The 11848-nt window shown below is 73.2% G+C and carries 12 protein-coding genes; 3 read left to right on the top strand and 9 right to left on the bottom strand.

Annotated features, from left to right (window positions below; genetic code table 11):
• Nucleotides 1-14 precede the first annotated feature (14 nt).
• The 3 genes from recD to JX575_RS01080 all read left to right on the top strand — a co-directional run bounded on the left by recD (nt 15) and on the right by JX575_RS01080 (nt 4042).
• Entirely contained in the window at nt 15-1826 is a 1812-nt protein-coding gene (recD, locus tag JX575_RS01090; protein WP_186339873.1) for an exodeoxyribonuclease V subunit alpha, read from the top strand.
• A 36-nt stretch (nt 1827-1862) separates the two neighbouring features.
• The gene (locus JX575_RS01085; protein WP_186339872.1) at nt 1863-2474 is read left to right on the top strand and encodes an ACT domain-containing protein; all 612 of its coding nucleotides are present in this window, start codon (nt 1863-1865) and stop codon (nt 2472-2474) included.
• A gap of 191 nt (nt 2475-2665) precedes the next feature.
• Nucleotides 2666-4042 (top strand): glutamate decarboxylase, encoded by a 1377-nt coding sequence (locus JX575_RS01080; RefSeq protein ID WP_186339871.1) that lies wholly within the window; start codon nt 2666-2668, stop codon nt 4040-4042.
• Between the two features lie 39 nt (nt 4043-4081).
• Here the strand turns inward: JX575_RS01080 and JX575_RS01075 are convergent, their stop codons facing one another.
• The 9 genes from JX575_RS01075 to JX575_RS01035 all read right to left on the bottom strand — a co-directional run bounded on the left by JX575_RS01075 (nt 4082) and on the right by JX575_RS01035 (nt 11813).
• Nucleotides 4082-4351, bottom strand: a complete 270-nt coding sequence (locus tag JX575_RS01075) for a hypothetical protein (RefSeq protein WP_186339870.1) — start codon at nt 4349-4351, stop codon at nt 4082-4084.
• The gene (locus JX575_RS01070; RefSeq protein WP_186339869.1) at nt 4348-6393 is read right to left on the bottom strand and encodes a flagellar biosynthesis protein FlhA; all 2046 of its coding nucleotides are present in this window, start codon (nt 6391-6393) and stop codon (nt 4348-4350) included. Before JX575_RS01070 ends, JX575_RS01075 begins: the two co-directional genes overlap by 4 nt.
• A 69-nt stretch (nt 6394-6462) precedes the next feature.
• A complete protein-coding gene (locus JX575_RS01065) occupies nt 6463-7662 on the bottom strand; it encodes an EscU/YscU/HrcU family type III secretion system export apparatus switch protein (protein ID WP_186339868.1) in 1200 nt (399 codons plus the stop codon).
• Nucleotides 7663-7665: 3 nt separating this feature from the next.
• Complete coding sequence (locus JX575_RS01060; RefSeq protein WP_186339867.1) at nt 7666-8430, bottom strand: flagellar biosynthetic protein FliR; 765 nt, start codon at nt 8428-8430, stop codon at nt 7666-7668.
• A 3-nt stretch (nt 8431-8433) separates the two neighbouring features.
• A complete protein-coding gene (gene fliQ / locus JX575_RS01055) occupies nt 8434-8703 on the bottom strand; it encodes a flagellar biosynthesis protein FliQ (RefSeq protein ID WP_186339866.1) in 270 nt (89 codons plus the stop codon).
• A 6-nt stretch (nt 8704-8709) separates the two neighbouring features.
• Entirely contained in the window at nt 8710-9591 is an 882-nt protein-coding gene (fliP, locus tag JX575_RS01050; RefSeq protein WP_241005282.1) for a flagellar type III secretion system pore protein FliP, read from the bottom strand.
• On the bottom strand, nt 9588-10091 hold the full coding sequence (locus JX575_RS01045) for a flagellar biosynthetic protein FliO (protein WP_186339865.1): 504 nt from the start codon (nt 10089-10091) through the stop codon (nt 9588-9590). Before JX575_RS01045 ends, fliP begins: the two co-directional genes overlap by 4 nt.
• A 1-nt stretch (nt 10092) precedes the next feature.
• Nucleotides 10093-10851, bottom strand: coding sequence for a flagellar motor switch protein FliN (gene fliN, locus JX575_RS01040; protein ID WP_186339864.1), 759 nt, complete (start codon nt 10849-10851; stop codon nt 10093-10095).
• On the bottom strand, nt 10848-11813 hold the full coding sequence (locus JX575_RS01035) for a flagellar motor switch protein FliM (RefSeq protein ID WP_186339863.1): 966 nt from the start codon (nt 11811-11813) through the stop codon (nt 10848-10850). Before JX575_RS01035 ends, fliN begins: the two co-directional genes overlap by 4 nt.
• Between the last annotated feature and the right edge of the window lie 35 nt (nt 11814-11848).

Here is an 11848-nt window from a genome sequence, read left to right as displayed (position 1 = left end):
CCCAGGGACCCCGCATGAGCGACCTCTTCGAGCCGGTCGACGGCACCGACGCCCGGCTGGCGCTGGGTGCCACCGGGCTGCTGGCGGCCTTCAACGCCGCCGGCGTCCTCACCACCGCCGACGTCCACGTCGCCGCCGCCCTCGGCCGCCTCGGCCAGGAGTCCGACGAGCGGGTGCTGCTCGCCGTCGCGCTGGCCGTGCGCGCCGTGCGTGGCGGGTCCGTGTGCGTCGACCTGGCGACGGTCGCCGACCCGCCCGACCTGCCCTGGCCCGAGACCGGCGACTGGACCGCATCGGTCGCCGCGAGCCCGCTGGTGACGGCCGGCCTGGTGCGCTGGGACAACGACCTGCTCTACCTCGACCGCTACCACGAGCAGGAGACCCAGGTCGTCGACGACCTGCTCTCGCGCGCCGCCACCTCGCCCGAGCACGACCCCGACCTCATGCGCGCCTCGATGGCCCGGGTGGTGGCGGCGATGCAGCAGGCGCGCCCCGGGACGACCTACGACGAGCAGGTGGCGGCGTGCCTCGCGGCGGCGGGCCAGTGGACCACCGTGCTCACCGGCGGCCCGGGCACCGGCAAGACCACCGCCGTCGCCTCGCTGCTCGTCGGGCTCCTCGACCAGCACCCGCGCGGGCTGCGGATCGCGCTCGCCGCCCCGACCGGCAAGGCGGCGGCGCGCCTGCAGCAGGCGGTGCACCAGGAGGCGGAGGCCTTCGAGGAGGCCGACCGGCTGCGCCTGGCCGGTGTCACGGCCTCCACCCTGCACCGGCTGCTGCGACCCGACCCGGGCAACTCGACCCGCTTCCGCCACCACCGCGGCAACCGGCTGCCCCACGACGTGGTCGTCGTCGACGAGTCGTCGATGGTCTCGCTGACCCAGATGGCGCGCCTGCTCGAGGCGGTGCGCCCCGACGCACGCCTGGTGCTGGTCGGCGACCCGCACCAGCTGTCGTCGGTGGAGGCCGGCGCGGTGCTCAGCGACGTGGTGCGCGGCTTCGCGGGACGGGCCGACTCGCCGGTCACGGCGCTGGAGTCCACCCACCGCTTCGGCCCCGACATCCGCGAGCTGGCCGAGGCGCTGCGCACCGGCGACGCCGACGCCGCGCTGGAGGTGCTGGCGGCCGGTCACGACGCGGTCGAGTGGGTCGACGAGCCCGACCCGTCCTCGCGCATCCGCACCACCGCCCTCGACGCGGCACTCGCCGTGCGCGACGCCGCCGAGCGCGGCGACGTGCCCGGTGCCCTCGCCGCGCTCGACCGGCACCGCCTGCTCTGCGCGCACCGCGACGGCCCGTTCGGCGTACGCCACTGGAACCGGCGCATCGAGCACTGGCTCACCGCCGTCACCGGCGACCCGCTCCACGAGCGGGCCTACGTCGGCCGGCCGCTGCTGGTCACGGCCAACGACCACCAGCTCGGCGTCTACAACGGCGACAGCGGAGTGGTCGTGCTGACCCCCGCCGGGCCCCGCGCGGTGATCGCCGCCAGCGACGGACCGCGCGACCTGGCGCCCTCCCGCCTCGGCGACGTCGAGACCATGCACGCGATGACGATCCACAAGTCGCAGGGCTCGCAGGCCGACGTCGTCACGGTGCTGCTGCCCGACGAGGACTCCCGGCTGCTCTCGCGCGAGCTCTTCTACACCGCTGTCACCCGGGCCCGGTCCCGCGTGCGCGTCGTCGGCTCGGAGCCGGCGATCCGGGCGGCGATCGGGCGCCGGGCCCAGCGCGCGAGCGGCCTCGCGGTGCGGCTCGCGGCCGCGGGGCGCTCCGGCGACCATGACGACGACCACGGCGTCGGCGCCCCGCCGTCGCGCGTCTGAAATGTGCATGACACGCGTGACCGCTAGCCTCGACGCATGCCCTACCTGATGCGCGTCGAGCTCCCGGACGTCCCCGGGTCGCTGGGTCGTGTCGCGACCGCCATCGGTGAGGCCGGCGGCGACATCGACGCGATCGAGATCGTCGAGAAGCGTGACGGCTTCGCCGTCGACGACGTGCTCCTCGAGATGGCGCACGGGACGATGCCCGACTCGGTGGTCTCCGCCTGCGGCACCCTCGACGGCGTCAGCGTGCTGTGGATCAACCGCTACGCCGCGGGCGGCAACCTCTTCCTCGACCTCGAGGTCGTCGAGGCCCTCACCGAGGACCCCTCCACCGCGCCCGACCGGCTCGTCGAGATGCTGCCGGTCGCCTTCCGCGTCGACTGGGCGGCCCGCGTCACGCCCGGCGTCGACGGCGTCGGGGCGCGGGTCGTCCACGCCACCGACGCCGCGCCGTCGGCCTACGACGTCGAGCAGGTCGCCACCCCCACCCGCCTGCCGGGCGACGAGGTCTACGTGGAGTGCGCCGCTCCCTTCGGCGACGACCTCGTCCTGATGGGACGTCGCGGCGGCCCGGAGTTCCTCGACTCCGAGCTCGCGCGGTTCGGGCACCTCCTGGGCCTGGCGATGACGATCAGCCGCGCCTGAGCGCTCCGCTCCAGGCGTGCGCGAGGCGTCCGGCTCCAGCCGTCCCGGACCGGTCGTCCCGGCCGCGGCGGAGTCTCCCCGCGACCGGCCCACCGGGTCGAACGGCACCGGTCGGACGCCTCTGGGCAGCCGCGCGTGTGCGCATAGCCTCGATTGAGGACCCACACAACCGCGCAGATCGGAGATGAGTCATGACCTCACCGCAGACAGACGGCCCGTCGGAGCCGCTCTTCTCTCGGCCCGGCGAGGCGACCGTCGCCCCGCGCCGCACCATCCCCCAGCAGGAGTCGTTGCCGGAGACGGCGAAGCAGATCGTCGACGACGAGACCATCCTCGACGGCAACTCGCGGCTGAACCTGGCGACCTTCGTCGGGACGTGGATGGACGACGACGCCCGTCAGGTGTACGAGAACGCGTTCGACAAGAACATGATCGACAAGGACGAGTACCCGCAGACCGCCGCGATCGAGGACAACTGCTGGCACATGCTCGCCGGTCTGTGGAACGCGCCGGACCCCGAGACGAGCATCGGCACCTCAACCATCGGCTCCTCGGAGGCGTGCATGCTGGGCGGGCTCGCGTTCAAGCGTCGCTGGCAGCACGCGCGCCGCGAGGCGGGCAAGGACACCACCAAGCCCAACCTCGTGATGTCCTCGGCGGTGCAGGTCTGCTGGGAGAAGTTCTGCAACTACTTCGACGTCGAGGCCCGCCTGGTGCCCATCAGCGAGGAGCACAAGACGCTCGACGGCCACGACCTGGACACCTACGTCGACGAGAACACCATCGGCGTCGTCGCCATCATGGGCGTGACCTACACCGGCATGTACGAGCCGGTGGCCGACATCGCCCGGGCGCTGGACGAGATCCAGGCCAAGACGGGCCTCGATGTCCCCATCCACGTCGACGGAGCCTCCGGGGCGATGATCGCGCCGTTCCTCCAGCCCGACCTCCTCTGGGACTTCCGCCTCGAGCGCGTGCACTCGATCAGCACGTCGGGCCACAAGTACGGCCTGGTGTTCCCGGGCCTCGGCTGGATCGTCTGGCGCGATCGCCAGTGGCTGCCCGAGGACCTCGTCTTCGAGGTCAGCTACCTCGGCGGCGAGATGCCCACCTTCGCGCTGAACTTCTCCCGGCCGGGCGCCCAGGTGCTGCTGCAGTACTACATGTTCCTGCGACTGGGCTACGAGGGATACCGGTCGGTGCAGCAGGAGTCGCAGAAGGTGGCGAAGTTCCTCGCCGAGGGCATCGCCAAGATCGACGCGTTCGAGCTGTGGAACGACGCCAGCGACATCCCCGTCTTCGCCTGGCGTCTCAAGAAGGGCCACACCGACAACTGGAACCTCTACCACCTCCAGGACCGGTTGCGGATGAAGGGCTGGCTGGTGCCGGCCTACCCGATGCCCGACGACATGACCGACCTCACGGTCCAGCGGATCGTGGTGCGCAACGGCCTGAGCATGGACCTGGCCGCCGATCTCCTCGCCGACATCGAGAAGGAGACGGTCTACCTCGACAACCTCGAGGGGCCGATGCCGGTCGAGGCTCCCCACCCCGCCTTCCACCACTGAGGGTCTGCCGCTGCAGCGAGCCGGAGCCCCCGCACCCGGTCACCTGGGTCGGGGTCGCTCCGGGTCGGGCTCCGTGGCGGTGGCGTCAGGAGGAGCTGCGGCAGGCGGCGGCTCCGCGCCGACGGCCGGCTGAGGCTCGGACCAGAGCCACTCCGCGGCCATGGTGAGCAGCACCCAGCACAGTCCGGTCACGAGCAGGTAGCGACCGAGGGCGACGTCGAGCGGCACGGCACCGGTCGCGGCGCCCGCCAGGGCCGGCGAGGTGAGGAGCGCGGCGACGACCAGCACCGTCCCGGAGATCGGCTTCACGCGGTCACCGCCAGTCGGTCGCCGGTGACGGTCCCGGCCGAGCGCACCTGCGCGGCGCCGGCGAGCTCGGTGTAGGAGAGGACGGGGGTGCTCGGCAGGGCCGGGGCGACCATCCGGCGTACGGCTGCGCGCAGCTGGGGCGCGCAGACCACGACCGGACGCAGGCCGCGCTCCTCCGCGGCCGTGCGCAGGTCGGACAGCTCGCCGAGCACGCTCTGCGCGACCAGCGGGTCGAGCGCGACCACCGGGCCGTGGTCGCCGGGACGGACCGCCTCGAGCATCCGCTGCTCGAGCATCGGCTCGAAGCTCAGCACGTGGATCGCGCCCTCGATCAGATGCGGGGCGGCGATGGCCGGGCCGAGCGCGGCGCGGGCGACCTCGACCAGGACGTCGGGGTCCTTGGTGGCCTGCGCCTCGAGCGAGAGCGCCTCGAAGATCCGCACCAGGTCGCGCACGGCGACGCCTTCGGCGAGCAGGCCCTGCAGCACGCGCTGCACCTCACCGAGGCTCAGCTGTGCCGGGGTCAGCTCCTCCACCACGACCGGGTGGCTGCTCCGGACCAGGTCGGTCAGCGTCTTGACGTCCTCGCGGCCCAGCAGGCGGGCGGCGTGCTGGCCCACGACCTCGGCGAGGTGGGTGGTGATCACCGAGGACCGGTCGACGACCGTGGCGCCGTTGAGCTCGGCCTGCACCCGCAGCTCGGCGGGGATCCACGACGCCTCGAGCCCGAAGACCGGCTCGCGGGTGGGCTGGCCGGGCAGGGCGCCGAGGTGGTCGCCGATGGCGAGGACGGTGCCGCGCGGGGCCTCGCCGCGCGCGACCTCGATGCCGAAGAGGCGGATGGCGTAGGTGCTCGCGGGCAGGTCGATGCTGTCGCGGGTGCGCACCGGGGGCACGATGATGCCGAGCTCGCCGGCGATCTTGCGGCGCAGCCCCTTGACCCGGTCGAGCAGGTCGCCGCCGCTGGCGGGGTCGACGAGGTCGATGATGTCGGGCGAGAGCTCGAGGCCGAGCGGGTCGACCCGGATCTCGGCGGCGAGCAGCTCGGGGGTGTCGGGCCCGGCGGACAGCGCCGGGTCGGCCACCGCCTCGGGCTCGTCGGCGACCGGCTGGGGCACTCGCGTCGAGGCCAGCAGCATGATCCCGCCGGCGACGACGAAGGGCAGCTTGGGCAGCCCGGGGATCAGGCAGATGCCGAGCGCGCCGAAGCCGGCGATCTGCAGCGGCATCTTGTTGTTGGTGAGCTGGCGCAGGATGTCGGAGCCCATGTCGGAGTCGCCGGTGTTGCGGGTGACGATGAGGCCGGTGGCCGTCGACAGCAGCAGCGCGGGGATCTGCGAGACGAGGCCGTCGCCGACCGAGAGCAGGCTGTAGGTGGTGATCGCGTCGCCGAACGTCATGCCCCGCTGCGCCATGCCGACGGCGAACCCGCCGAGGAGGTTGACGAGGGTGATCACGATCGCGGCGATGGCGTCGCCCTTGACGAACTTCGAGGCGCCGTCCATCGAGCCGTAGAAGTCGGCCTCGGCGTGCACCTCGTGGCGGCGACGCCGCGCCTCGTCCTCGTCGATGAGCCCGGAGTTGAGGTCGGCGTCGATGGCCATCTGCTTGCCGGGCATCGCGTCGAGGGTGAAGCGCGCACCCACCTCCGCGACCCGCTCGGCGCCCTTGGTGATCACGACGAACTGGATGACGAGCAGGATCGCGAAGACGATCAGCCCGACGATCAGCGAGCCGCCGACGACGAAGTGGCCGAAGGTGTCGATGACCTTGCCGGCGTAGCCGTCGAGCAGCACGAGCCGGGTGGCGCTGACGTTGAGCGCCAGGCGGAAGAGGGTCAGCACGAGCACGACAGCGGGGAACGCGGCGAACTCCAGCGGCTTGTGCACGAACATCGCGACGAGCAGCACCAGCAGGGCGCTGGTGATGTTGAACGCGATGAGCATGTCCAGCACGACCGCGGGCAGCGGCACCACCAGCATCACGATGATGAGCACGATGCCGGCGGGCACACCCAGCTGGAGCAGTCGCTTGGAGGCCACAGGGTGCCTTTCGAGTCGTCGCTGACGCAGGTCGCGCCGTCCGTGGCACCGGGTGACGCCGTCCTGGCGTCACGCCTCCCATCGGCCGGCGACGCCGGCACCTGAGGGGTTGGCGGCGGCCGGTCCCGGCACGACGGGCGTGGCGGGTCCGACCGTCCGGCGTCGACGCCCCGCGACCGGCGCGTCCGGCACCTCGGTCTCGGTCCGCGGGCTGCTGTGCTCGCCGCCGCGCGCCCCGGACGAGCGGCGGGAGATGACGAACGCGAGGACCTGCGCGACCGCGGCGTAGAGCTCGGCGGGGATCTCCTGTCCGACCGTGGTCGAGCGGTGGAGCGCCCGGGCCAGCGGCACGTCCCGGACGAGCGGCACGCCGTGCTCGAAGGCCTGCTCGCGGATCCGCTGGGCGACCAGCCCTTGGCCGCGGGCCACCACCCGCGGCGCACCGCGGCTGGCGTCGTACGTGAGGGCGACGGCGACGTGGGTGGGGTTGACGAGCACCACGTCGGCGGTGGGCACGTCGGCCATCATCCGATTGCGCGAGGCGGCCAGCTGGCGGGAGCGGATCGCCCCCTTGAGCAGCGGGTCGCCCTCGGTCTGCTTGCCCTCCTGCTTGACCTCGTGCTTGGACATCCGGGTCTTCTTGCCCATCCGGCGCCGCACGACCGCGTAGTCGGCGACGGCCATCACGAGCCCGGCCACCGCGACGGTGCGCAGCAGACCGAGCACCTCGGCGTGGACCGTCTCGAGCACCGCGCTGATCGGCACGAGACCGCCGATCAGCGGCATGATGGCCGACACGGCGCCGTAGGCCACGAAGCCGACGACGGCGCTCTTGAGGAGCATCTTGGCTCCCTCCCACAGCGCCTGCGGGCCGAAGACCCGCTTGAAGCCCTGGATCGGGTCGAGCTTCTTGAGCGAGGGCTTGACCGACTTGGTCGCGACGAAGAACCCGCCCTGGGCCAGGGCGGCGGCCACGCCGACGACCATCACCGCGGTGCCGAGCACCACGAGCGTCACCAGCACGTGCTCGGCTCCGCGGCCGAGCAGGGTCATGGCGTCCGAGACCTCGACCCGCCCCTGGTGGCTGAAGCAGTCGCGCATCAGCTCGGCGAGGGCGGTGAGCTCGCGGCCGAGCAGGGGCGGCAGCACCATCGCGACGAGCAGGAGCGTCAGCCACCCGCCGAGCTCCTGCGTGCGCGGGACCTGGCCCTCCTTGCGCGACTCCTTGCGCCGGCGCGCGGTGGGCTTCTCGGTCTTCTCCTCCGACATCGCTCACCCCCCCACGAGCGCGAACTGGGCCTCGTTGGCCAGGTCGACGAGGCGGGACACTGCCTCCGGGAGCACCGGGAACGACAGGCCGAGCAGCAGCAGGGTGAGGCCGATCTTGGCCGGGAACATCACGTTGATGGCGTTGAGGTGCGGCGCGACCTTGGTGAGCAGCGCCAGTCCGAGGTCGGCGACGAAGAGGACCGCCACGAGCGGCAGCGCGATCTGGACGGCGGTCACGAAGAACATGCCGAACGCCGTCAGCATCACGTGGGAGGCGCCCTCGATGCGCGGCACCTCGCCGAGCGGCAGCACGTCGAAGGTGCGCAGCAGGCCGCCGAGGACCAGCAGGTGGCCGCCGGTGGCGAACAGGATCATCACGGCGAGCATCTGGTGGAGCTTGCCGAAGACGGTGTTCATGTTCATCGACAGCGGGTCGAAGCCCTGGGCGAGCTGGAAGCCGCCGAAGGTGTCGATGAGCGAGCCGGCCGTCGCGACCGCCGCCAGCAGGACGTAGGTCACCAGGCCCAGCGCCGAGCCGACGACGACCTGGGTGAGCGTGGTCAGGAGCAGCCCGCCCGTCGCGGTGGGGATGCTGCCGCCCTCGACGGAGGGCACGACGGCGAAGGCGAGGCCGAGCGAGAGCACCACCTTGGCCATGAGCGGGACGGCGCGGCCGGCGAAGGGCGGCACGAGGGCCAGCCAGGCGATGATGCGCACCGACGCCAGCAGGTAGGCCAGCAGCGGCTCGCCCGCCACGGTCAGGGTCATGGCTCAGCCCAGCAGCGTGGGGATGAGGTCGAAGAGGTCCTCGGTGAAGTCGACGAGGGTCTGCAGCATCCAGCCGCCCGAGATCAGCAGCGCGACCCCGACCCCGACCAGCTTGGGCACGAAGGCGAGGGTGAACTCCTGGATCTGGGTCATCGACTGGAACAGCGAGATGGTGAACCCGATGACCAGCGAGGTCACCAGGATCGGCGCGGAGAGCTTCAGCGCGACCACCATGGTCTGCAGGGCGATGTTGATGACGGTGGTGTCGGTCATGGCGGCCTACCGATAGCTCGACACGACGGAGGTGATGACCAGGCCCCACCCGTCGACGAGGACGAAGAGCAGCAGCTTGAACGGCAGCGACACCATCACCGGCGGCATCATCATCATGCCCAGCGCCATCAGCGCCCCGCTCACCACGATGTCGATGACGAGGAACGGGATGAAGACGATGAAGCCGATGATGAAGGCCTGCTTGAGCTCGCTGAGCACGAAGGACGGCACGAGCGTGGCCATCGACACGTCGTCCCGGTTGGCGGGCAGGTCGCGCCCGGCCACGTTGGTCAGCAGTCGCAGCTCGTCGTCGCCGGTCTGGTCGAGCATGAAGTCGCGCAACGGCTCGACGCCGTCCCCGTAGGCCGCGGTGGCGGTCTTGTCGCCGTCGAGGTAGGGCTGGAGGCCGGTGTCGTTCATCTGGCCCAGCACCGGCGCCATGATGAACAGCGACAGGAAGAGGGCGAGCCCGGCGAGCACCTGGTTGGGCGGGATGCCCTGCAGGCCGAGGGCGTTGCGGGTCAGGCCGAGCACCACCAGGACCTTGGTGAAGCTCGTGCAGGTCAGCAGGATGGCCGGGAGCAACGAGAGCAGCGACAGCGCCAGGATGACGGTGACCGGCGTGCTGGGCTTGTCGGTGAGGCCACCGAGGTCGATCGTCACCGAGCTGTCCCCGCCGCCGGGGCCGTCGGGGGCGCGCGGGCCGCGGGGGCCGTCGGGCGCCGTGGGCGTCATCGGCACCGCGACCACCACGGTCGCCGCGGGGCCGGCGGCCGGGGCCGCCGCGGCCGCCGGAGCGCCCAGTCCGAGCAGCACGGCGACGGCTCCCAGGGCCGAGGCGACCAGGAGTCGGGCCAGGAGTCGGGCGAGCCGCCTGCGCGCGCTCACGACGCCTTGCCCGTGGCGGCCGCGACGGCCTGGCGCCACGTCTGCGCGGACAGGACCGACCCGGACAGGACCGACCCGGACAGCGCGCCGTCCTCGGACGGCGTACGTCGTGCGGCGGGGGTGGCGCGGTGTGCCCCGCGCCGGGCGTCGGCGACGTCGACCGGACGCGGCGCGGGTGCCTCGGCGACGGCGCCGGCGGGCAGCTCGTGGTCGAGGAGCGCCCCGTCGAGCCCGTCGAGCCCGTCGAGCCCGTCGAGCTCGTCGGGGTCGAGCTCGGCGAGCAGGCTGACCTGGTGGTCGGTGCTGCCGAGGACCAGCACCCGCCCGCCCACGGTGATCACCGAGACGGAGGCGCTGCGCGAGAGCGCCTGACGGTGCACGACCTGCACCGGGGCACCGGGGCGGGCGCCGTAGCGCTTGCCGACCAGCCGCGCGAGCAGCAGCAGGAGTCCCACGACGACCGCCAGGGAGGCGACCAGTCGTACGGTCAGCTCGAGCACGTCAGCCCGCTGCGCTGTCGTCGACGATCTCGGTGATCCGCAGGCCGAAGTCCTCGTCGACGATGACGACCTCGCCGCGGGCGATGAGGCGGCCGTTGACCAACAGGTCGGCGGGGCCGCCGGCGGCGCGGTCGAGCTCCAGCACGTCGCCGGGTGAGAGGGCGAGCAGCTCGCGCACGGTCATCCGGGTGCGGCCGAGCTCGACGGCGACCTCGAGGTCGACCCCGTACAGCATCTCGATGCCGCGCGAGGCGGGCAGCGCGATGGCCTCCTCGGGGGCTGCGGAGGCGACACCTGGGGCGAGCGCACCCGCCGTCGCGATCACCGCGTCGGGCACGAGAAGCGCGCCGCACGGCACGCCGCCGCCCAGGAGCGGGACCGCGGTGGCGGGCCCGGCGACGTCGGATCCGACGAGCTCGGTCGCGACCTCGCGGGCCGCCCCGCACCCGGTGCCGAGCGCGGCGGCTGCGGCGTCGAGGGCCGGCTGCGTCGCAGCGGCCAGGTCGAGGCCACCGAGCGGGCTGGCGGCGAGGGCGTCGACGAGGTCGGCGCCCACCAGGACGGCGATGCGCGGCGCGCCCGGGAGGTGCAGGTCGGCGACGACCGCCCCGGCGAAGCCCGCCGCGGCGTCCGGGCCACCGGGCGCCGGCGTGCCCGCGACGAGGGCCGTCGGCGCCGGCAGCACGCCGGCCGCGGCCGCGGCGGCCGCCGTGACGGGTCCGAGGGCCTGCTCGGCGGTGGGGACGGTCAGGGTGCTCATGCGTTCTCCTTGGTCGTGCCGACGACCAGCGCGGCGAGCCGGGCACCGTGGGTGCCGGCCGTCGCCTGGGCGAAGGTGGTCTCGCCGACGACGACGTCGAGCGGGTCGGTGGCGCCGTGGCCGAGGCGCACCACGTCGCCGACGGCGAGGGTGGCGAGGGCGTCGGGCGGAAGGTGGGACGTGCGGAACCGGACGACGGCGTCGACGGGCACGTCCCGGAAGCGCCGGTCGACGAGCTCGGCCGCCCGGGAGCGCTGCTGTCGCTGCTTCTCGGTGACCGGTGCGGGGGCCGCGGCGCGGACCAGGTGGGGGTGCAGGCCCACGAGCGGCAGGCACAACGTCACCGGATGCCGGCGGTCCCCGACGAGGAGCTCGAACGCGGCGACGACGACCGTCTCGCCGGGCGCGGCCGCCTGGACCATCCGGGGGTCGTACTCCACGCCGACGAGGGCCGGTGTGGTCGCGACGATGCCGGCGAGGCTGCGGGAGAGCTCGTCGAGCAGCCGCACCGCGAGGTCGTGCACGACGGCGGACTCGAGCTCGGTGAGCGGGCGCCGGGGCTGCACACCGGCGCCGGCGCCGCCGAGCATGTGGTCGATCGCGCTCATCACGAACGACAGCGGCACGTCGAGCAGCGCGTGCCCGGGCAGCGGCTCGGCACTCATCGTCACCGCGTACGTCAGCTCGTCCAGCGTGGCGACGTGCTCGTCGTAGGTGCGCTCCGACACGTCGAGCAGCTGCGCGGTGCACACCGTGCGGAGCGCGGACGTGACCACCGTCGCCATCTGGCGCGCGAACCGGTCGAGGCACACCTGGAGGAGCCGGGCGTGCTCGCGGGACAGCTGCACGGGCCGGCGGAAGTCGTACGCCGTCGGTGTCGCGCCGCCGCGGGCGCGCCGGCGCGACCGGGCACCGGAGTGCACGGTGGGGCGCAGGTCGTCGCGGGGCGGCGGGGAGGTCACGCACCACCCATCGGCCCGGGCCGGACCGAGTTGAG

The organism is Nocardioides sp. zg-1228 (assembly GCF_017086465.1).
GTDB lineage: Bacteria > Actinomycetota > Actinomycetes > Propionibacteriales > Nocardioidaceae > Nocardioides.
Note: the sequence above shows the minus strand (reverse complement) of the source record. Positions and strands in the feature narration are given on the sequence as shown.